Genomic DNA, 21,331 nt, shown 5'->3' on the forward strand with positions numbered 1-21,331 from the left:
GAGACGGTGGCCGAAGTCACGTTGAAGGATGTCGCGCTGGCCTCGGGCTGCTCCATCGCCACGGTCTCCCGCGTCCTGACCGGCACCCGCCCGGTCGGCGCCGAGACCGCACGCACCGTCCGCGCGGCGGCCGAGCGCCTGGGCTACCGGCCCAACGAGGTGGCCCGCGCCCTGCGCAGCCGCACCACCGGCACCGTCGGGCTGGTCCTGCCGCAGATCACCAACCCCTTCTTCCCCTCCCTCGTCCGGGAGCTGGAGCACGCCCTGCACGCCGAGGGCCGGGCCGTGCTCCTCGCCGACTGCGACGACGACCCGGCCATCGAGGCGGCCCGGATCGCCACCTTCCTCGGGCGGCGGGTCGACGCGCTGCTCCTGATACCCGTCGACGAGCGGCGCAGCCGGGAGGCGGTGGCGGCCGCGGCCGCCCGGGTGCCCCTGGTGCTGCTCGACCGCGGTTGCGGCACCGGCGTCGCCGACTCGGTGGCCGTCGACAACGCGGCCGGCATGGCGCTGGTGCTCGAACATCTGGCGGCCACCGGGCGCCGCCGCCCCTGCTTCGTCGGGGCGGCCGGGACCGCGTCGGCGGCGGTCGAACGGCGCGCGGCCTACGAGGCGGGAGCCGCGGCCCTGGACCCGGCGGCACCCGGGCGGGTCGCACTCGGCGACTTCTCGGTGGCGTGGGGCCGGGCCGCCGCCGACCGCGTGTGGCCCTCCCGGCCGGACGCCCTGATCTGCGCCAACGACCTGATCGCGGCCGGCGCGCTGCAACGGCTGCGGCAGCTGGGCGCGGACGTCCCCGGGGAGATCGCCGTCACCGGCTTCGACGACATCCCGCTCGCGGGCCTCGCCGACCCGGCGCTGACCACCGTGCGCCAGCCGGTCGGCGAACTGGCCGCCGAGGCCGCCCGCCTGCTGAGCCGCCGCCCGTCCGACGGCGAGCCGGGTCCGCGGCACACGGTGCGGCTCGCCCCGCAGCTGGTCGTCCGGGGCTCCAGCGTCCCGGACGACGTCGTCGCGGGGGTGTGACGACCTGATTCCTCATCAAACTCGTTACAGCTGCGATGAGTTGAGGATCTATGTCCCCAGCCTCCCGCATCAACACACCCCTTGACCGCGCCCCTTGACCGCGCCTGGCCAAGCGGTAAAGTCTAGACCAATTGCTGCACCCTCGCGTCATCCATCCCCCCTCAACGAGGCCCCCCGTGGCGGGTGTTCGGCGTCGTCGGCGTCGCCGGGTCCGCAGCTCTCGCGTGGGCGGCCTCCCCCGCGAAAGGGTTGACATGCACAAGAAAAGAAGGCTGGCCCTCGCCCTCGGAGCGGGCATCGCCCCGCTGCTCGTCGTCACCGTGCCGGCCGCCCCCGCGAACGCGCACGGCTATGTGTCCGCACCCCCCAGCCGGCAGGCGCAGTGCGCGGCCGGCACCGTCGACTGCGGCCCGATCAAGTGGGAGCCGCAGAGCGTCGAAGGGCCCAAGGGGCTGACTAGCTGCAGTGGGGGCGACAGCCGGTTCGCCGAACTCGACAACGACGCCAAGGGCTGGCGGGTCACCCCGATCGGCCACTCCCAGACCTTCAGCTGGCGGCTGACCGCGCGTCATGCCACCAGCACCTGGCAGTACTTCGTCGGCGGACGGAAGGTCGCCGAGTTCAACGACGGTGGCGCGCGGCCGCCCGAGACGGTCTCGCACACCGTCGACTTCGGGAGCCTCACCGGACGGCAGAAGATCCTCGCGGTGTGGAACATCGCCGACACCGCGAACGCCTTCTACGCCTGTATCGACGTCACCATCGGCGGCTGACCCCCGCCGCCCCTTCCCTCCCGGTTCCCCCTCCCGTCCCCGACACCTCGTCTCCCCGCGCCGGTCACAGCGGTGCACAGCACCGGCGGCGGGGCGACGGGGCCGGCGCCGCACCCGTTACGATCGGCCCATTCATGGCCGTCGTGCGTGGCCGCTGCCGGGAGGAAGAGATGCGCCTGTTCCGCCGAGGACCGAAGCGGGATTCCCGCGACCTGGCACGCGACGGGGAGTTCAGCTTCTTCTCCGAGCGGGAGGGCGGCCTGTTCCGCTCGCAGGTCCGCCAGGCCTTCGCGGAAGCGGGCCTCGAAGTCACCGCGTACGCGGGCGTGGTCACCGACTCCGCCGGCCGGCAGTTCGGTCTCGGCAACCTCGCCGCCGTGTGCCACCGCGACCGCCGCGGGGAGCGCAGCTGGCCCGCGCTGATCCGGGACCACGTCGGCAAGGTGCTGCGGACGATGGACGGCCCGCAGCCCCTGGAGATCCTCAGCGAGGACGAGATCCGGGCCTGCCTCTACCCCCGTGTCGTCGCTCAGGAGACGTTGCCCGCCTCGGACTCCTTCCGGTACGGGCGCGCGCCGGCGCCGGGGCTGCGGGAGGTGCTCGCCCTCGATCTGCCGGAGGCCGTGCAGATGCTGAGCGAGGACTCCCTGACGGACCTGGGGGAGGTGGCCGAACTCCGGATCCGGGCGATGAACAATCTGCGGGCGCTGCCGGTCGAGGGGCACGAGACCGTGCGGCGCGGCGACGGCTCCGCGTTCGAGGTGCTGCTCGGCGACTCCTTCTTCACCGCGAGCCGGGTGCTGGTCCTGGACGAGTTGGTGCAGCGGCTCGTGGGCACCGGGCTCACCGCGGACGGGGCGCTGGTCGCCATGCCCTTCAGGCACCAGCTGGCCTTCCACCGCATCCACGACGCCCGGGTCATTCCGGCCCTCCAGTCCATGGCGCAGTTCGCGGCGGCCGGTCACGAGGACGCGGCGGGTGCCATCAGCCCCAGGGTGTTCTGGTGGCGCCGGGGGGTGATGACGCCGCTGAGCGAGCCGGACGGCGACGGGCTGCGGGTGGTGGCGGACGCGGACTTCCACGCGATGCTGGAACGTCTGGTCCAGCGGGACGGCTGACCGCCGGGCGCCGCACACCGGCACCGCACACCGGCACCGCCGACCGGGCCTCCGCACCGCGCCCGGAAATTTTTTCGCGTATTCCGCACCGTGCGGGAACCTGAACCCGCTTCTGCCCGTTTATCCATGTGAGGCCCCACGCTCTCCCCCGTGCGTGGGGCCTCACTCCGTCTTCCACTCCGGCCGGCCGGCCCACCGCTCCGGGCGGACCGCCCGCCGGCCGTCGGCCCGTACGGACCGCCCTCAGTCGTCGAGAAGCGCCCGCTCCTCCTCGGTGAACAGCCGCGAGCGGATCAGGAAGCGCACCCCCTCGGGGGCCTCCAGGGAGAAGCCGCTGCCCCGCCCCGGGACGACGTCCACCGTCAGATGGGTGTGCCGCCAGCGCGCGAACTGGTCACCCGACATCCAGAATTCCACCGGCTCCGGCACGCCCTCCACGGACAGCAGGCCCAGCAGCACATCCGACGAGCCCGTACGGAATTCCCCGGCCGGGTAGCACATGGGGGCGCTGCCGTCGCAGCAGCCGCCGGACTGGTGGAACATCAGCGGGCCGTGCTGGGCGTGCAGCAGCCGCAGCAGTTCCGTCGCGGCCGCGGAGAGCGCGATCCGCGCGGCACCCGCGTCGGCCGGGGCGTCCGGAGCGGTCATCTCCCGCTCGTCGCCGCTCATCAGAAGCGCCCCGAGGTCATGGTCAGGCCGCTGACCAGCGGATTCTTGCGCCGAGTTCGGTACATGTACGGTCCCTCTCTGCCCGGCCCTATGGCGGTCAGTGCCCTGAACGGCGGCGGTCCGGCCCGGAGCTGGCCCGGACCATGCGTCCGGGCCGCCACGGGGCACCACTGCATTTAACGCCCTGCGAGGTTGCGCGGTGGTTGCACACACGGCCCCGGTGGCCGCCTTCTCGCCGCAGTCACGGCCGTCACGGCACCAGATACGGCGGCGCGGGATGCTTGAGGGGATCGGGCAGTTGGATCACGGGGATCGGCTTGTTGTGGGGCCAGCCCTGGGAGGCGTCGTCGAAGCTCAGCTCCCCGCTCGCCGCGGGAACGGTGCTCGCGTCGTGCAGGTTGGTGATTTCGTTGTACACATCCTGGACGTCGGGCGCCACCTTGCCCGTCTGGCCGGTGACGTTGCGGGTGGCCCACACCGCGGTCAGCACGGCGTCGTGATGCATGATCGCGTACCCGTCGTCCATCACCGCGTCGGAGAACTTCAGGTCCCGCAGGGCCTGGAGGAACGGCTTGAACCCGGACGGGGCGTGGACGCCGCTGATCCACTGCGCGGGACTGGTCGCCGAGACGTCGAGGACGGTGATCTTGTTGGCCCTGAGCAGCCCCCGCACCGCCGATCCCTGGGTGAACGCGCCGGTGGCCCCCGTCATGATCGTGATCTGCTTGTCGTGACCGCACTGGCTGCGGGTGGACAGGGCACGGACGAGGTCGGCGAGATCGCGGTCCCGGCCGGCGTAGAAGACCACCTGCGCCTTGGTCAGGCAGATGTTGTTGACGGCGTTGTAGAACAGTTTCGGGATGCCCGCGGGCTTGTGGCCCGTCGTGCCCACGAACGAGGCGCGCCGCCGGCCGATGTAGTCGCCGAACTCCGCGTCGAACGCCTGGCGCATCGTCTTGACGTAGTTGTCGTCCCGGCTGTCGAAGACGAGGTAGCCGCGCTGCTTGGCCAGCGGGGAGCCGGTCAGGTAGCGGCGGAGCGCCTTGGCGTAGTCGACGTTGGACGGGGAGACCTTGAACAGGCGTGGCGCGTTGAGGTCGGTGGCCGTCAGCACCGCGCCGATCGAGGGGATCTTCAACCGGCTCAGTTCCTCCGCCGCCGCCCGGGTCTCCGGGATGCTGACCCCCATTCCCGTGACCGCGACCAGCGGATGGTCGCCCGTGACCAGCGCGGCGAGCTGCTTCACCACCGGCTGCCAATGGGTTTCGCTGCGGCCCTCGTTGGCCAGGACGAGTTCGATCTGCGGGGTCTTGCCCTGGATGCCGGTGGAGCCGGCCGGGGACAGCTGCGGGCAGCCGTTCGCCCGGCACTGTGCGATGTAGGCGCCTTCCAGGCTGGTGAGGATCTCCTCCATGGGCAGCGCGCTGGTGTCGCTGTCCGTCATGGGCGTCAGCACGGCGACCTTCACGTACGGGATGCGGCTCCGGCCCTTGCCGGGCTTGTCCCACTGCTGACGGACCCTGCGGTTCTCCTGCACGATCCGGTCGGTGATCCCCTTGAGCCGCGGATCGAAGGAGTACGCCGTCTCGTCCATCAGGCCGACGCATTCGCGCTGCGCGCCCCGGCCCGCCCAGTGCAGCCCCGGAACGCCCTTCGCGCACCCGGTGTCCTCCTTCGCGGGCCAGAAGTACCAGAGGCCGCCGGCTATGAGGAGGAGGGCGAGCGCCAGGGCGGCGACGCCCTGCCACCCCTTCCACCAGGGGGGAAGCGCGTCGGCGGGCGGCGGGGTCAGATGCATGGTGCCAGCTCCTAGGGGAGGGGTGCGCCGGTGCGCTCAGGCGTACTTCGCGGCCTCGTGCAGCAGCCCGACCCGGGTGGGCGCCGAGCGCATGGCCAGGTACTGGAACATCGCGTTGATCGTGCGGTTCAGCTCCGGTTGCGCCCCGGGCAGCCGGTTGCGCGGATCGGACGCCAGCCACAGCGACAGCACCAGCAGGGTCAGCGGGGTGTGCGCCGCGAACGCGCGCGGCGCCAGCTCCGCGGCCAGCTGCTCGGCCCGCAGCGTCGCGGACTGCTCCGGCAGCACCGGCTCCCGCAAGGGTGCGGCGGTGACGGCGTACAGCTCGTACAGCCAGACCTCGGTGTCGGAGAGTTCGGCCAGCCGCCGGGCGAGATGCTCGACGACCTCGTCCACCTCGTGCAGCGCCAGCGAGTGGTACAGCACGTCCAGCGGGTGGCCGTGCTCGGTGTGCCAGGTCCGCAGCCTGCCGTGGACGGCCGTCCAGCGGTCCGGGACGGCGGCCAGTTCCCGCAACAGCAGCAGGCGCGGCCACGGGTGCAGCACGCTGCCGCCCCGCAACGGGTGCGGGTGGACCCGCTCCAGATACCCCGAGCCGCGGCCGCCACGGGTCTCGGCGTCCTGCGGGACCGGGTCGGTCAGCAGTAATCGGGTCGCGACCACCCGGGCCAGCGAATCGCGGGTGTGCAGCGGGAAGCGGTCGAGGAGCCCCGCGTCGCACGCCGCGTCGAACTCGCGGGCGGCACAGCACTCGACGAGCGCCCGGCGCTGGTCGTCGGTCAGATCCCGGAGCAGGTACTCCCGCGCCGCGGCCTCCAGCGGCGGCCCCTCGTCGGCGTCCGCCGTGGCCGGTGTGGTGCGCGAGAGCACCCCGCGCAGCAGCGCCTCCGGTCCCTCGCGGCCCACGATGCGGGCCGAGGCGGTCAGCAGCTGCCGGACGCCCCACGGATGCCCGTCGGTCAACCGGTGCGCCAGCAGCGGCGCGTCCGGCAGCCGGGTGGCGATGTTCGTGCCGAGCTGCGCGGTCTCGCCGGCCGTCAGCCCGCGCAGCCGGACGCAGTACCAGCGCCAGGAGCGGTTGGGCGGCGGGTCCGGGATGGACCGCTCCCAGTCGGCGTAGCCGGCCTGCTCGGGGGAGCGGAGCCGCACGCCCGCCGGTCCGGTCGCGAACATCCCCGGCACCCGGCCGACGTTCGCGGCCCCGGCCACGGCCAGCAGCGGATCGGGCGCACCGGCGGCGTCCCGCAGCTCCATCAGCAGGTCGAGGAACTCCCGCCCGCCGGGGGCGTCGATGTTGTCCAGCAGCACCACGCAGTTGCGGTCGCGCTGCCGCCGGGCGTACTCGCCGCGCAGATCGGCCAGGAACGCCTCGCACAGCCGCCGGTCGACCGCGGCCCGGTCCGCGGGGTCCTCGCTCCTGCTGAGCTGGTTGAGTTCGACCAGCGCGTCCATCGCGGCCAGCGGGCCGGAATACCAGGCGAATCCGGTGTGCCGGGTCACCCGCAGCGGCATGCTGGGCGGCTGCCGGATGAGGCTGGCCAGCAGGCTGATGCCCGGGATCCGGACGAGGTTGATGTCCTGGAGCAGCCCGGCGACCGCGACCACCCGCTCGGCCGCGGGATGCGGGTCGCGGGGCCCGCGCAGCGCCCGCCGCAGCTGCTTCTTGGCCCGCTCGGGATCCGTCGCGTCCAGGAACAGCTCGGGGTCCACCACGAACAGGCCCAGGGTCAGCCGCGGGAAGAGCAGCGGGGTCTGCCGGGGGAGGCGGTGGGAGAGCCCGTAGGCGAGGCGGCCGGCGACCTCGTGGGGGCGGCGGGGCGCGGCGGAGTCGAAGTCGAAGTACGCGTGGGGACGCCGCGAGCCGAGGTGGCCGAGCCATTTCAGGGCGGCGGTCTTGCCGCTGCCGCGCGGTCCGACGAGGACGATCGCGGGGAGCCCGTGCCCCGCCGGCGCGGCCTTGTGGTCCGGTACCCGAGTGCGGCACTCCTCGTACAGGGCCTCGATCCCCTGTATGCCCAACGGACGCTCCGTCACGGCCCATCCCCCTGTCCCGGCCGGCGACATGACCGCCGGCTGATTACAGAAGGTTGGCACGCGCATGCGCAACGTGCCAGCGGTTCACGCAAGGTGCTGACGATGTCTCACGGGCCGCAGTGGCGGGGTGCGGTCACGGGCCGTCGGCCGGTCGCGCGGGCCCGGGCACCCCGGTGAACTCCCATGTCGCGAGCCCCCGGGTCGGGCCGCCGAGCAGCACCACCGAGGCGGCCTCCGCCACGCAGGGGGGGACGGGCAGCGGCGCGCGGTCCGCGGCGGCCCCGCCGTCGGCCGCCCGGGACAGTCGGCCGAGGAGTCGGTCCAGACCGCGGTGGTGCCGCGCGAACGCGCGTCGCGGCGCCCGCCGCCCGCGGGACTTCTGGCCGGACAGGGCCTCGGCCCGGCCGACGTCCAGCAGCACCAGATGCAGGGGGCGGCCGCGGCGCGCCGCCGCCCGGGCCATCCAGCGGCGCACCCAGGGGCGGCTGCCGCAGTCGTGCACCAACAGCGGTCCCCCGCCCCGCAGTTCGCGGTGGAGCCAGCGGATGTGCTTCCACCGCGCCCAGGGCCGGTAGAGGCCGTACGGCAGCCAGTCGGGCATCACCGCCTCGCAGGCGACATGGACGGCCCGCGGGTCTATGACGGTGGCCTGCGCGGGGGCGCGGCGCAGCAGCGTGCTCTTGCCGCTGCCCGGCAGGCCGGAGACCACCACCACCGCGTTCGCCGGGTAGACCAGCGTGAACGGGGACGACGGGACCGGCCGGGCGCCGGCCCGTCCGCGCAGGTCGTACAGTCCGCCGTGCACCGCGAGTACCGGTGGCCGCGGTGGCCCCGACGGTGGGGCACCCACGTCCGGCACACCCGAAACTCCGCCTTGCACCGCTGCCTCCCCCGATTCCCCGTCGGCGTCATCGTCCCACGGCGCGGCGGGCGGCGGTGCCGCGCAGGGGAGGCGCGCGGAAGCGGTGGGTGCGGGGTGAGCCGTGTCTCACCCGCACGGCGCCCCTTGTTTATGCAACTCGTTGCATAGAAGGATCGGGGCATGGCGCTCGACCACGCGATCCTCGTCTCCCTGCTGGAGCAACCGGGCTCCGGCTATGAGCTGGCCCGGCGGTTCGAGCGGTCCATCGGCTACTTCTGGACCGCCACCCACCAGCAGATCTACCGCGTTCTCAAGCGCATGGAGAGCGACGGCTGGATCGATGTCCGGGAGGTGCCGCAGCAGGCCCGGCCGGACAAGAAGGAGTACTCCGTCGCCGCGCCCGGCCGGGCCGCCCTCGCCGCGTGGCTGCACGAGCCGATCGAGCCGGAGAGCGTCCGGCACGACCTCGCGGTGAAGATCCGCGGCGCCGCCTTCGACGACCCGGCCGCGCTGATCCACGAGGTCGAGCGGCACCACCGCAAGCACACCGACCGGCTCGCCCACTATCTCGCGGGCGAGCGGCGGGACTTCACCGGACCCGATGCCCCCGGCGAGCCCGACGCCGGGCAGGAGCTCCAGCACGTCGTGCTGCGCGGCGGCATCGCGTACGAGCGGATGACGATCGCCTGGCTGGAGGACGTGCTCGCCACCCTCCGCCGGCTCGCCGCCGCGCACGGAACCCGGTCCCGGTGAGCCGCCCGCCTGCCCGGGCCGCTCACCGGCACCGCCCGCACGTCTCCTGACCCTCATCTCCCGACGAACCGGAAAGGCGAACACCATGGCCGACCCGCTGCTGTTCAACCCGCGCACCTACGACCCCGCGCACTTCGACCCCGAGACCCGCCGGCTGCTGCGCGCCACCGTCGACTGGTTCGAGGACCGTGGCAAGCGCCGGCTGATCGAGGACTACCGCTCCCGCGCCTGGCTGTCGGAGTTCCTCGCCTTCTCCGCGAAGGAGGGGCTGTTCGCGACGTTCCTCACCCCGGCCTCCGCGGCCGACGGAGCGCAGGACAAGCGCTGGGACACTGCCCGGATCGCCGCCCTCAACGAGATCTTCGGCTTCTACGGGCTCGACTACTGGTACGCCTGGCAGGTCACCATCCTGGGCCTCGGCCCGATCTGGCAGAGCGACAACGAGACCGTCCGCGCCCGCGCGGCCGCACTCCTCGACCAGGGCGAGGTGTTCGCCTTCGGCCTCTCCGAGAAGTCGCACGGCGCCGACATCTACTCCACCGACATGCTGCTGGAGCCGGACGGCAACGGCGGCTTCCGCGCCAGCGGCTCCAAGTACTACATCGGCAACGGCAACGCCGCCGGGCTCGTCTCCGTCTTCGGCCGCCGCACCGACATCGAGGGCCCCGAGGGCTACGTCTTCTTCGCCGCCGACAGCCGCCACCCGGACTACCACCTGGTGAAGAACGTCGTCGACTCCTCGAAGTACGTCAGCGAGTTCCGGCTCGACAACTACCCGGTCGGCGCCGACGACATCCTGCACACCGGCAGCGCGGCCTTCGACGCCGCTCTCAACACCGTCAACGTCGGCAAGTTCAACCTGTGCACGGGCGCGATCGGCATCTGCGAGCACGCCATGTACGAGGCCGTCACCCACGCGCAGAACCGCATCCTCTACGGTCGTCCCGTCACCGCCTTCCCGCACGTGCGCCGCGAGCTGACCGACGCCTACGTCCGCCTCGTCGGGATGAAGCTGTTCAGCGACCGCGCCGTCGACTACTTCCGCTCCGCGGGCCCCGACGACCGCCGCTACCTCCTCTTCAACCCGATGACGAAGATGAAGGTGACCACCGAGGGCGAGAAGGTCATCGACCTGATGTGGGACGTCATCGCGGCCAAGGGCTTTGAGAAGGACACCTACTTCTCCCAGGCCGCCACCGAGATCCGCGGCCTGCCGAAGCTGGAGGGCACGGTCCACGTCAACCTCGCCCTGATCCTCAAGTTCATGGGCAACCACCTGCTGAACCCGGCCGAGTACGAGCCGGTGCCCACCCGCCTCGACGCGGCCGACGACGCGTTCCTCTTCCGGCAGGGACCGGCCCGCGGCCTGAGCGGCATCCGCTTCCACGACTGGCGCGCCGCCTACGACGCCTACGCGGCCGTCCCCAACGTCGCCCGCCTGCGCGAACAGGCCGACGCACTCTGCGAGTTCATCACCACCGCCGCCCCCGACAAGGAGCAGAGCCGCGACCTCGACCTCCTCCTGGCCATCGGCCAGCTGTTCGCGCTGGTCGTCCACGGCCAGCTGATCCTGGAGCAGGCGCGGCTGACCGGGCTCGACGAGGAGGTGCTCGACGAGCTGTTCGCCGTCCTCGTCCGGGACTTCTCCGCGCACGCCGTCGAGCTGCACGGCAAGGACTCCGCCACCCCGGAGCAGCAGAACTGGGCGCTGGGCGCGGTCCGCCGCCCGGTCGTCGACGAGGCCCGCTCGGCCCGCGTCTGGGAGCGCGTCGCCGCGCTCGCCGGCGCGTACGAGATGGCCCCGTAGCCAGCCGGCGCCCGGTCCGTCCGGCGCCGCACCCACCGACTCGGCCGGTCCCCGCACGGGGCCGGCCGAGCGCTGTGGTCACGGGCCCCGCCGGGCCCGGCGCCGCCGGAGCGGATACGCCGTCCCGTCCCACCCCCGCGTACCCGAACCGGACTCCCTACCCGCCCGCGCCCGCCCCGCACCCTCCCTCGGGGCGCCGGTCGGAGCAGCGCCCCCCGACGCCGCCGACGGCGCGCCGGACCGTGCCCGTGGCATGGGCCACCGGATACCGGGCGGGCTCTGCGATGCGCCCTCTTCACCACCCCGCGTTCACCACGAACGCGCTGTTCACCACCGTTCTCCGCGGGCGCCGAGGGCCAGGGGTTCGCTTGCCGTTCCGGGCCTTCACACCTTCTGCTGAAGGCCCGTGGAGCCGGTCGTGACGCCGGACGGAATCAGCGGATCCTTCTCCGGACCGGGCGCAGCGGGCGCCCGCGACGGAAGGACACGGCCATGCGACGCACCCTCCTCGGTACCTGCGCCGCCCTCGCGGCTCTGGGGATCGGACCGGCCGCCCCGGCCCTCGCCGCCCCCGTTCCGGTGACCGCGCTCAGCTGCGATGGCGACACCTACAAGTGCACGGCCGACCTGCGCTTCGGTGACGGCAATTGGAAGGCCAGGTGGGACGCGACCATCTTCCACCAGGCGGCGACCCGGTCCGCCTCGCGCGCTCCCGTACCGGTGACGAACCTCTCCTGCGACGGCGACAACGGCTCCTGCGTGGCCGAGCTGATGTTCGGCGACGGGCGCTGGCGGGCCCGCTGGCCCGCGACCGTGTTCCACCCGGCGCTGCGGTCCGCCGCCCGGCGGATGGCGCCCGTGCCGGCGAGCAGCCTGAACTGCGACGGCGACAACGGCAGGTGCACCGTCAACCTCCGCTTCGGCGACGGAGGCTGGAAGGCCGGCTGGAGCGCCACCATCTACCACCAGCCGTAGAGCGGGGCCGTGACGCCCGCCCGGCCGGCGACGCCTGGCGGGGGTCCGCCCTCGCGGACAGGCTCGGATGACGGCTCCGCGGAACAACGGCGCGCGCCGTTGCTGTCCGCGGGGGCGACGCTCATCTGCCTATTGTCATTTTGATCGCCGAACGCACCATTGCTGTCACGTACGCGCCTTTTTTCGCCTCTGCCGGAAACCCTACTGTCGCAGGCATCCACCACTCGACGGCAGCACCATCCGCCTCGGACGCCTCCGCGCACGAATCGGTTCGTGCACGGAAACGGCGCGGACGCTGCCCAGGGAGATGCCATGTCCGCAGTCGTACAGCAGGCAGCAATCGCGCAGCCCACGGACTCCTGGCCCGGCGGGGACTGGGGCGGGGGCGGGGGCGGGTCCAGATATCCCAGACTCTTCAACGTCACACCCAGCCAGGGGCCGACCACCGGAGGGAACACGGTTCAGCTCAACGGGGCCAATCTGCAGGGCGCGACCCTCGTGACCTTCGGCGGTACCCCCGCCACCATCGTCTCCATCGACCCCTACGGCAACTCGATCACCGTGCTCGCACCGGCGCACGCGGCGGGCGCCGTCCAGGTCGTCGTCACCACGCCCTGGGGGACCACCAACCCCGTGTACTACACCTACGTGGTCGTCCCGCCGCCCGGCCCGACCGTCACCGCCCTGGTGCCCAACACCGGGCCCACCACCGGCGGTACCGCGTTCGCCATCACCGGCACCGGTCTCACCGGCGCGACGGTCACCTTCAACGGGGTGCCGGCCACGGGGGTGTCCGTCAACGCGGCCGGCACCCTGCTCACCGGCATCACCCCGCCCGGCACGGCCGGCAATGTGCCCGTCGTGGTCACCACACCGGCCGGGAGCGCCACCGTCCCCGGCGGGTTCACCTACACCGCGCCCCCGCCCGTGGCCACATCGATCACCCCGCCCTCGGGAAGCGCGACGGGCGGTACGGCGTTCGTGATCTCGGGGAGTTCGCTGACCGGGGCGTCGGTGACGTTCAACGGGGTGGCGGCGACGGGGGTTTCGGTGAATGCCGCGGGGACGTCCCTGGTGGGCTTCACCCCGGCCGGAGTCGTCGGCAACGTGCCGGTCGTGGTCACCACGCCGACGGGTTCCACCTCGGTCCCCGGCGGCTACACCTACACCGCGCCGCCCCCGCCGGTGGCCACGTCGATCACCCCGGCCACCGGGAGCACGGCGGGCGGTACGGCGTTCGTGATCTCGGGGAGTTCGCTGACCGGGGCGTCGGTGACGTTCAACGGGGTGCCGGCGACCGGGGTCTCGGTAAACGCCGCGGGGACATCCCTGGTGGGCTTCACCCCGGCCGGGGCCGCCGGCAACGTGCCGGTCTCGGTCACCACGCCGGGCGGCAGCACCCTCGTCCCCGGCGGCTACACCTACGTGTGAGCGGCGCCCGCGCGGTCGTCCCGCGAGGACCGGCGGCGGCCTCGTAGGGCCGGCGCCTGAGCCCCGGGTGGGCGGACGGGTCGGTCCGCCCACCCGGCCGGGGGCATCCCCCGGACAGCTGCGGCCCGTCAGACGGCGGGCCGCAGCCGTACCGGCAGATGCCGGTGCCCGTAGGTGATGAGCGACGGAACCGGCTCCAACTCACTTGTGGGCACGGCGAGTTCGATGTCGGGGAAGCGTGCGAAGAGCGCCCGCAGGGCGGTGACGGCCTCCAGGCGGGCGAGCGGCGCCCCCAGGCAGTAGTGGGCACCGTGGCCGAACGCCAGATGCTCCGGTCCCGGTGCGGTGCGGGTGAGGTCGAAGACGCCGGTGCGCTCGCCGTGCCGGCCGGGATGGCGGTTGGCCGCGGCGTACGAGGCCAGGATCGCCTCGCCCGCGGCGATCACCTGTCCGTCGGGCAGCGGGATGTCACGGACCGCGAAGCGCAGCGGGAGGTGCTTGATGGCCGGCCTCAGACGCAGGGTCTCCTCGACGACATCCGCCCAGCCGGCCCGGCCTGTGCGTACCAGGGCGAGCTGGTCGGGATGGGTCAGCAGCGCCGTGACGGCCTGGTCGATCAGGTTGACGGTGGTCTCGTAGCCCGCCGAGACCATCAGCAGCAGCGTGTCGCGCAACTCCTCGTCGGACAGCGCCGATTCCCCGCCCTCCTCGTCCCGCGCGGCGATGAGCAGGGAGGTCATGTCCTCCCCGGGAGCGGCCCGCCTGGCCGCGATGAGCCGGTCGAGGACGGCGTACAGGCGCGCCGTGTTCGCGGCCGCCTCCTCGGGGGTGAGCGTGGTGGCGAACACCCCGTCGACGACGCCGCGGAAGCCCTCGCGCTGGTCCGCGGGCAGCCCCATGAGATGGCTGATGACCTGGATCGGCAGCGGGTAGGCGAAGCGCTCGCGCAGGTCGACGGTCTCGCCGGGCGCGGTGGCCGCCAGGCCGTCGAGCAGACCGGAGACCAGGGCCTCGACGGTCCCGGTGAGCGCGGCCACCCGGCGCGGGGCGAAGGCGGGCGCCACCAGGCGGCGCAGCCTGCGGTGCTCGCCGCCGTAGGCCGTGAACATGTTCTTCACCGAGACCCACAGGGCGAGGGGCCAGCTGCCGCTCACCTCCGCGAAGCGCGGCCAGTGCTGCCGGGCGTCCTTGGACACGTCCGGGCTGCTCAGCAGCCGCTTCAGCAGGGTGGGTTCGCTGACTGACCACGCCGTCACGCCGAGGATGTCCACGCGCGACGCGGGCCCCCGGGCGTGCAGCGCGCGGATCTCGGCGTCCGGGTCGGCGCCGCGGGCGTCGAGGACGAGGAGTTCGGGCTCATCGGGCATGACGGGACTTCCTTGTCCTCGGCGGTGCGGTGGGTGCGCGTGCCCGGCGGCGGCGCCGCAGCCTCGGCGGTGCGACGGCCACGACGGGCCGGGCGGCGGCCGTCTCCCTCACCACGCGTTGATAGCGCCGCGGCACGGCCCGCCGTGCGGGGAACGGGAGGGCGCTCACCCCGGAGGGTGGCAAGTCATACCGGCGGCGGCACCCCGCGGGCGCCCGGCAGGCGTCGGCGCCTTCCCCGCCCCGCCGGATGCCACCGGGGCCCGCGGACGCCGCTTCCGCGCTGCGCCATCCGGATGAAGAAGGCAAGTGCGCCCTCGCCCGGTGAAAGCGGCCCTGCCTAACTGGTGAGTGACAGGCAGGGCACGGGTGTTGCCGGGGAAGGTGGCGAGAACATGCCGATCAGTCCGAACCAGGGATCCACCGGCGGCGGCGCGGACGTGACCCTGACCGGCACCCATCTCGCCAACGCCACCGCGGTGCTCTTCGGCGCCAAGTCGGCCACCATCACGGCCAATACGGCCACCTCCGTCTCGGTGGTGGCCCCCTCGGGGGCCGGCGTGGTCGACACCACGGTCAGCACGGCCGCGGGCACCAGCGACCCGGAGCCCTTCTACTACATCCCTCCGCCCGTCATCGTCGGCGTGTCGCCGACGTCCGGTCCCGTGGCGGGCGGCGCCACCATCACGGTCACCGGGCGCGGGCTCGCCACCACCACGTCCGTGGCGTTCGGCGCGACGGTCGTGACGCCGACGGTGGTGTCCGACAGCCAGCTCACCGTCGTGAGTCCGGCCCACGCGGCGGGCGTGGTGGCCCTGGTCGTCACCGCCCGCGGCGGCACCGCCACCGCCTCGGTGACCTTCACCGTCGTGGGCGCGCCGACCGTCTCGGGCTTCACCCCGCTCACCGGCCTCCCGGCGGGCGGCACCCTGGTCGACATCACCGGGACGGGGCTGTCGACGGCCACCGGCGTCACCTTCGGAGGCGTCCAGGCCGTATTCGCCGCGCTCTCCAGCACCCGGGTCGCGGCCATCGCGCCCACCCACTCCCTGGGCGCCGTCTCCATCGTGGTCACCACCACGGGCGGCAGCGTCACCGCGCCCGGGACGTTCCTCTACCTGCTCGGCTGACGCGGCGGACGCCACCCCGCCCCGCCGCCGTCGAGGACCGGCCATTCGGCGGGAGGCGCGGTGAGCGGCCCCTGCGCCGGGAAGGGATGCCCCGTACGCGGCCGCACCGAGACCAGGCAGGACGGGGAGGAGGCCGGATGGCGACGCAACCGGTGGAGACACTCGATCTGACGGCGATGGGGGAGGACTTCGTCCGCGATCCGTACGAGGTGTACGCGTCGCTGCGCGCGCGGGGCCCGGTCCACCGGGTGCGCCTCCCGGAGGGGCCGGTCGTCTGGCTGGTCGTCGGATACGACGAGGTGCGCGCGGCGCTCAGCGACCCGCGGCTGTCCAAGGAGTGGGAGCACGCCACGTCCGCGCAGCCGCTCCAGCAGGTGACCCTGGGCGTGACGATGCTGCGCTCCGACGCGCCGCACCACACCCGGCTGCGCGGCCTGGTCGCCCGGGCCTTCACGGCGCGCCGGATGGCGTCCCTCGCGCCACGCGTCCAGGAGCTGACCGACGGGCTGCTGGAGTCGATGCTCGCCGCGCCCGACGGCCGCGCCGACCTCGTCGACGCGCTGTCCTTCCCGCTGCCGATCACCGTCATCTGCGAGCTGCTGGGCGTGCCGTCCCTGGACCGCGAGGCCTTCCGCGCCTGGACCGAGGTCCTGCTCCTCGGCGCCGCTTCGCCGGAGGCCGGGCAAGCCCTGGTGGCCATGACCGACTACCTCGACGGACTGGTGAAGGAGAAGCGGGTCCGCCCCGGCGACGATCTGCTGAGCGCCCTGATCGGGGTGAGCGACGAGGATGGCGACCGGCTCAGCGCGTCCGAACTCCTGGGCATGGCACAGCTGTTGCTGATCGCGGGCTATGAGACCACCGCCAATCTCATCTCCAACGGAGTCCTCGCGCTGCTCACCCACCCGGCGCAACTCGCCGCGCTGCGCGCCGATCTGTCCCTGATCGACAACGCGGTCGAGGAGATGCTGCGCTACGAGGGGCCGATCGAGACCTCCACCTTCCGCTTCACCACCGAGGACACCGAGATCGCGGGCACGGTGATCCCGGGCGGCGGCGAGGTCGTGCTCCCCGTGATCGCGGACGCCGGCCGGGACCCCGTCCGCTTCGGTGACCCCGGGCGCTTCGACATCACCCGCGACGCCCGGGGGCATGTGGCCTTCGGCCATGGCATCCACTTCTGCCTCGGCGCCCCGCTGGCCCGCATCGAGGCGCGGATCGCGGTGCGCACACTCCTGGAACGCTGCCCGGACCTGGAGTTGGACGCCCACCCGGCCGATCTGCGCTGGCGCCTGGGCGCGTTGCTCCGCGGGCCCCGGCACCTTCCGGTCCGCTGGTCGCCGTCACCGTCACCGTCGACGGCGTGACGGCCGACCGGGTCCACGGAGAGCCGCGGGCGAGGAGTGGCCCCGGGGGCGATATCGATCCGCGGACACCCGGGCACACTCCGTAGTCGCACCGGACGCTTCGTATGCGCGGTTTCGCAGCTGGAGCCGCCGCCGGGGCGCGGGCCCGCCGCACCACCAGGCATCCGGCTACCGCGCCGGCAGCCCCTAGATCGCCACGGTCACCGCGTAGGCGATGAAGAAGGCCGCGCAGAGCACGACGATGATGCCGAGGATGATGATCGGGCCCTTGGCCCATCCGCGTGCCTGCTGGTCGCGGGGGCCGGTCTCGGCGCCCGTGCTGCCCTCGCCCGCGGGGGTTTCGCCGGGCGGCACTCCGCCTACGGGGCCGGGGCGGCCACGGGGGCCGGGATCCTGCGTCTGTTCGTCCATGCCGGAGAGCTCCTCCTTGTGTGCGAGGCGCGCGAGCCGGTGCGGACGGCGCTACCAGTAGTGCCGTCGGCCGAAGACCGCGTGCCCCAGTGAGCCGAGGATCCAGCAGATCGCGCCGAGGACGGCGAGCACGATCCCGATCGTCCACAGGATCGCGATGCCGGTCACGAAACCGATGATGAGCAAGATGACACCCAGAATGATCATGCTGCTCTCCGATCTCGTACATGTCTCCTCTCTCACTGTGATCCGGCCCGGCCGCAAGGGCAACCGCTGACCTGCACGGTCGTGGCCGGTGTCCGGGCCGGGCGGGAATCGCCGGATACGGTCGCGCACGGCGTCCCCGTGAACCGCCCTCCTCGCCGCCGTCGCCAACTCCAGTCATGGCCGGACCTCTTGACGCCCGGCGAGTCGATTGGTTGAGTGGCTCATCCACTGAGCCACTGCGACCGATCCACGTCGACGAGGAGCTGTCGGATGCAGAGCACCCCCACGCGGAAAGGCGCCCGATGACGAAGCGCCGCACCCGCTTCACCGAGACCATGACCGGCACCGTGACGCTGACCGGGGAGCGGGAGGCCCGGCCGGTCCGCCTGGACCTGGAGGTCCGCACCGACACCGTGCTGCTGCCGTGGCGCACCACCCGCGCACAGGCCCGCGGCCGGCTGCGGGTGGACGGCTGGGAGGGCGCCACCCCGGTGGCGGGCGAAATGGAGATCTCGCCGCTCGCCCGGCGCCGGATCCGCTACCGCCTCACCTTCCGCAGGGACGGGCGCACCTACCTGCTGGACGGCTGGAAGTCCCCCTCGCCGCGCCACCCGCTGACCTCCATGACCGTCCTGCCCTTCACCGTCCACGACGAGGAGCGGCGGGAGGCCGGGCGCGGCACCGTGCGCTTCTCGCTGTCGGGCGCCCTGCTGCCGTTCCTCGCCAGCTTCCGCTTCCCGGCCGAGGACCCCGGCCCGGCGCAGCTCGCCCCGCGGTGGAACGGCCGGCCCGGCCGGACGGAGGTCTGGTACACCACCCTCACGGATCCGTCGACCGGCACCGGGGTCTGGCTGCACCACGAGATCACCGCCCCCGAGGACGGCAGCCGCGCCTACGCGCACGGGTGGGTGGCCGTGTGCCCGCCCGGCGGCCCGGTCGACCACGCCCGCTTCGGACCCGAACCGGTCACGCCGGATGCCGCCGGGTTCCGGGCCACGGACGCCCTGGCCGGGCCCGGCCGGCTGCGCGGCAGCTGCGGCCCGTACACCTGGGACCTGACGGAGCATCAAGAAGGCGCCACCCTGCACACCTTCCCCGCCTGGGCCTGGCGCCGCCCCCTGCTGCCGGCCGCGCAGATCGTCCCGGGCGGCCGGGCCCGCTACACCGGGACGGTCCGCGGCCCCGGCACCGACCTCACCCTCTCCGACGCGCCCGGCGCCACCGGACGGATCTACGGCCACGGCAACGCCCGCCGCTGGACCTGGCTGCACGCCGACCTCGGCGGCGGTGACGTGCTGGAGGTGGTGGCCGCGGTGGCCCGCCGCCCGGGGCTGGACCGACTGCCGCCGCTGGTGTTCCTGCGGCTGCGCCGGGCGGGCCGCGACTGGCCCCGGCGCGGCACCCGCACCGCGCTGGGCTGGGGCGGGCTCGGCCGCTTCCGCGCGGAGGTCGGGCTGCCCTCCTGGACCGTCACCGGACGGGCCGGCCCGCGCCGCATCCGGGTCACGGTCGACCAGCCCGAAGAGCGCACCCTGGCGCTGGAGTACACCGATCCGGACGGCAGCCGTGCGGTGTGCCGCAACAGCGTCACCGCCGATGCCCGGATCGTCCTGGAGCGCTGGTGGGGCGGCTGGCGCCCGGAGGCCGCCTGGACCCTGCGCGGCACCGCGCACGCGGAGGTGGGCGAGCGATGAACACCGCGACCGAGGGGCTGTTGGCCGCGCTGCTGGCCGAGGAGGATCCGGCGGCGGTGCGCGCGGTGGCCGCCCGCCTCGACGGGGCCCTCGCCGCCATGCCGCGGACCGCCCGTGCCGCGATGGCCGCGGCGGCGCGCGCCGTCGACGTCTGCGCCCGGGCCCGGCACGGCCGGCCGCTGGCCCGCCTCACCCCGCAGGAGCGGGAGCGCACCGTCACCGCACTGGCGAGCCGGCCGGGCACGGCGCACCTCATGGACCTGGTCAAGGTCCCGGTGCTGCTCGCGGCCGGTACGGAGTACCACGCGCGCCGCGCCACCCCGGCGGCCCGCCCGGTGGCGCCCGCCGACCCGCCGCTGGACTGCACGCCCTCGGCACAGTGGCCCGACCGGCAGGGCGCCGACGCGGTCGTCGTCGGCTCCGGTGCCGGTGGCGCCATCGCCGCCCGCACCCTGGCCCGGGCCGGACTGCGGGTGCTGGTGCTGGAGGAGGGGCGGCACCACCCCACCGCCGAGTTCGCCCGCCGGACCCCGCTCGACCGGTTCGGGGCGCTCTACCGTGACGGCGGCGCGAGCGTCATGCTGGGCGCGCCCGGCGTGCTGCTGCCGACCGGCCGGGCGGTGGGCGGCACCACGATCGTCAACTCCGGTACCTGCTACCGCACTCCGGACCGGGTGCTGGCGCGCTGGCGGGACTCCTTCGGCCTGCCGCTCGCCGACGCCCCGCGCTTCGCCCGGCAGCTGGACGAGGTCGAGCGCACCCTGACCGTGGCCCGGCAGCCCGCCGACGTGCTGGGGGCCAACGGCCGCCTCACCCTGCTCGGCGCCGAGCGGCTGGGCTGGCGGGCGGACACCCTGCGCCGCAACGCCCCCGGGTGCCGGGGCTCTTGCGAGTGCGTCGTGGGCTGCCCGACGGGGGCCAAGCAGAGCGTGCAGCTGTCGGTGCTGCCCGACGCCTGCGCGCACGGCGCCCGCCTCGTCACCTCGGCCCGGGTGGACCGCCTCCTCGTCGAGCGGGACCGCCCGGGCGGCCCGCGGGTGGCCGGGGTCGCGGCCCGGCGGCCGGACGGCACCGCCTTCGAGATCCTCGCCCCGCTGGTGGTGGTGGCCGCCGGCGCGCTCCAGTCGCCGCTGCTGCTGCGCCGGTCGGGCCTCGGCGGCCATCCGATGACCGGCCGCAATCTCGCGGTCCACCCGGCCACCAGCGTCGCGGGCCGCTTCGCCGAGCCGGTCGCCGGGACGCCGTCGGTGCTGCAGAGCGCCGGCGTGGAGGAACTGCACGACCGCGGCATCCTGTTGGAGGCCACCGCCCCGCCGCCGGGACTGAGCTCCTTCGTGCTGCCTGGTGCGGGCCGGGCGCTGCGCTCCGGCCTGGAGGGTGCCGGGCATCTCGCCACCCTCGGCGCCATGATCGCCGACCGGCCCGGCGGCGGGGTGACGGGCCGGGAGCGGGCGGTCTCCTGGTACCGCCTCGATCCGCGCGACGGCCGGCGGCTGCTGGACGCCGTACGGGCCATGGGCGAGCTGCTGCTGGCGGCCGGCGCCGAGGAGGTGTTCACGGGGGTGCCGGGCGCCCCGTCCGTCCGCAGCACCCGCGAGCTGGACGCCGCCCTGGAGACGGTCACCCCGCGGCAGCTCCATCTGTCGGCGTTCCATCCGACCGGCACCGTCGCCCTGGGCGCCGACGCCCGGCGGGCACCCGCGGATCCCCTCGGCCGGCTGCGCGGTGTGCGCGGCGTACTGATCGCGGACGGCTCCGCGCTGCCCAGCTGCCCCGAGGTCAATCCGCAGGTCACCATCATGGCGTTGGCCCTCGCCGTGTCGGAGGCCGCCTGCGGCGCGGAGGGCGGCTGAGGCCCGGGCGGCGGATCCCGCGTCCGGCCGTGCGCCCTTGTACGGTGGGGCGCGCACG

Annotated in this window: 18 protein-coding genes; 11 read left to right on the forward strand and 7 right to left on the reverse strand. The window is 73.9% G+C overall.

All coding sequences use genetic code 11. The features are described 5' to 3' along the window. Positions 1–6 precede the first annotated feature (6 nt). From IEY78_RS03050 to IEY78_RS03060, 3 genes are all read left to right on the forward strand, one after another. On the forward strand, positions 7–1,026 hold the full coding sequence (locus tag IEY78_RS03050; protein WP_189095944.1) for a LacI family DNA-binding transcriptional regulator: 1,020 nt from the start codon (positions 7–9) through the stop codon (positions 1,024–1,026). A 254-nt stretch (positions 1,027–1,280) separates the two neighbouring features. Next, positions 1,281–1,799, forward strand: a complete 519-nt coding sequence (locus IEY78_RS03055; RefSeq protein WP_189095945.1) for a lytic polysaccharide monooxygenase auxiliary activity family 9 protein — start codon at positions 1,281–1,283, stop codon at positions 1,797–1,799. A gap of 170 nt (positions 1,800–1,969) precedes the next feature. After that, complete coding sequence (locus IEY78_RS03060) at positions 1,970–2,917, forward strand: hypothetical protein (protein ID WP_189096186.1); 948 nt, start codon at positions 1,970–1,972, stop codon at positions 2,915–2,917. 243 nt (positions 2,918–3,160) lie between these two features. Here the strand turns inward: IEY78_RS03060 and IEY78_RS03065 are convergent, their stop codons facing one another. The 4 genes from IEY78_RS03065 to IEY78_RS03080 form a co-directional block, all read right to left on the reverse strand. After that, the gene (locus IEY78_RS03065; protein WP_229699668.1) at positions 3,161–3,586 is read right to left on the reverse strand and encodes a DUF779 domain-containing protein; all 426 of its coding nucleotides are present in this window, start codon (positions 3,584–3,586) and stop codon (positions 3,161–3,163) included. Between the two features lie 250 nt (positions 3,587–3,836). Continuing rightward, a complete protein-coding gene (locus IEY78_RS03070) occupies positions 3,837–5,384 on the reverse strand; it encodes an ABC transporter substrate-binding protein (RefSeq protein WP_189095946.1) in 1,548 nt (515 codons plus the stop codon). 36 nt (positions 5,385–5,420) lie between these two features. Beyond that, on the reverse strand, positions 5,421–7,403 hold the full coding sequence (locus IEY78_RS03075; protein WP_229699669.1) for a P-loop NTPase family protein: 1,983 nt from the start codon (positions 7,401–7,403) through the stop codon (positions 5,421–5,423). Between the two features lie 148 nt (positions 7,404–7,551). Beyond that, positions 7,552–8,223 (reverse strand): AAA family ATPase, encoded by a 672-nt coding sequence (locus IEY78_RS03080; RefSeq protein WP_229699670.1) that lies wholly within the window; start codon positions 8,221–8,223, stop codon positions 7,552–7,554. A 237-nt stretch (positions 8,224–8,460) separates the two neighbouring features. On the opposite strand from IEY78_RS03080, the gene IEY78_RS03085 reads away from it, so the two are divergent. The 4 genes from IEY78_RS03085 to IEY78_RS03100 all read left to right on the forward strand — a co-directional run bounded on the left by IEY78_RS03085 (position 8,461) and on the right by IEY78_RS03100 (position 13,246). Then, positions 8,461–9,033: a PadR family transcriptional regulator gene (locus tag IEY78_RS03085; RefSeq protein WP_189095948.1), complete on the forward strand. Its 573-nt coding sequence runs from the start codon at positions 8,461–8,463 to the stop codon at positions 9,031–9,033. Positions 9,034–9,118: 85 nt separating this feature from the next. Next, the gene (locus IEY78_RS03090) at positions 9,119–10,840 is read left to right on the forward strand and encodes an acyl-CoA dehydrogenase family protein (protein ID WP_189095949.1); all 1,722 of its coding nucleotides are present in this window, start codon (positions 9,119–9,121) and stop codon (positions 10,838–10,840) included. A gap of 492 nt (positions 10,841–11,332) precedes the next feature. Next, positions 11,333–11,815: a hypothetical protein gene (locus IEY78_RS03095; RefSeq protein ID WP_189095950.1), complete on the forward strand. Its 483-nt coding sequence runs from the start codon at positions 11,333–11,335 to the stop codon at positions 11,813–11,815. Between the two features lie 312 nt (positions 11,816–12,127). Continuing rightward, positions 12,128–13,246, forward strand: a complete 1,119-nt coding sequence (locus IEY78_RS03100; RefSeq protein ID WP_189095951.1) for an IPT/TIG domain-containing protein — start codon at positions 12,128–12,130, stop codon at positions 13,244–13,246. Positions 13,247–13,374: 128 nt separating this feature from the next. Here the strand turns inward: IEY78_RS03100 and IEY78_RS03105 are convergent, their stop codons facing one another. Beyond that, a complete protein-coding gene (locus IEY78_RS03105) occupies positions 13,375–14,613 on the reverse strand; it encodes a cytochrome P450 family protein (protein ID WP_189095952.1) in 1,239 nt (412 codons plus the stop codon). 393 nt (positions 14,614–15,006) lie between these two features. On the opposite strand from IEY78_RS03105, the gene IEY78_RS03110 reads away from it, so the two are divergent. Further along, positions 15,007–15,741: an IPT/TIG domain-containing protein gene (locus tag IEY78_RS03110; protein WP_189095953.1), complete on the forward strand. Its 735-nt coding sequence runs from the start codon at positions 15,007–15,009 to the stop codon at positions 15,739–15,741. A 137-nt stretch (positions 15,742–15,878) separates the two neighbouring features. Then, positions 15,879–17,108: a cytochrome P450 family protein gene (locus tag IEY78_RS03115; protein WP_189095954.1), complete on the forward strand. Its 1,230-nt coding sequence runs from the start codon at positions 15,879–15,881 to the stop codon at positions 17,106–17,108. Between the two features lie 186 nt (positions 17,109–17,294). Here IEY78_RS03115 and IEY78_RS03120 read toward each other — a convergent pair whose 3' ends face one another. Both IEY78_RS03120 and IEY78_RS03125 read right to left on the reverse strand, forming a co-directional pair. Further along, on the reverse strand, positions 17,295–17,519 hold the full coding sequence (locus IEY78_RS03120; RefSeq protein WP_189095955.1) for a DUF6480 family protein: 225 nt from the start codon (positions 17,517–17,519) through the stop codon (positions 17,295–17,297). A 51-nt stretch (positions 17,520–17,570) separates the two neighbouring features. Next, on the reverse strand, positions 17,571–17,726 hold the full coding sequence (locus IEY78_RS03125; protein WP_189095956.1) for a DUF6131 family protein: 156 nt from the start codon (positions 17,724–17,726) through the stop codon (positions 17,571–17,573). A gap of 302 nt (positions 17,727–18,028) precedes the next feature. On the opposite strand from IEY78_RS03125, the gene IEY78_RS03130 reads away from it, so the two are divergent. Both IEY78_RS03130 and IEY78_RS03135 read left to right on the forward strand, forming a co-directional pair. Continuing rightward, positions 18,029–19,420, forward strand: a complete 1,392-nt coding sequence (locus tag IEY78_RS03130) for a tocopherol cyclase family protein (protein WP_189095957.1) — start codon at positions 18,029–18,031, stop codon at positions 19,418–19,420. Further along, a complete protein-coding gene (locus IEY78_RS03135; RefSeq protein WP_189095958.1) occupies positions 19,417–21,273 on the forward strand; it encodes a GMC family oxidoreductase in 1,857 nt (618 codons plus the stop codon). The genes IEY78_RS03130 and IEY78_RS03135 overlap by 4 nt, the downstream gene beginning before the upstream one ends. The last annotated feature ends 58 nt before the right edge of the window (positions 21,274–21,331 follow it).

It is taken from the genome of Streptomyces kronopolitis (assembly GCF_014646275.1).
In the GTDB taxonomy this organism is placed as follows: Bacteria; Actinomycetota; Actinomycetes; order Streptomycetales; family Streptomycetaceae; genus Streptomyces; species Streptomyces kronopolitis.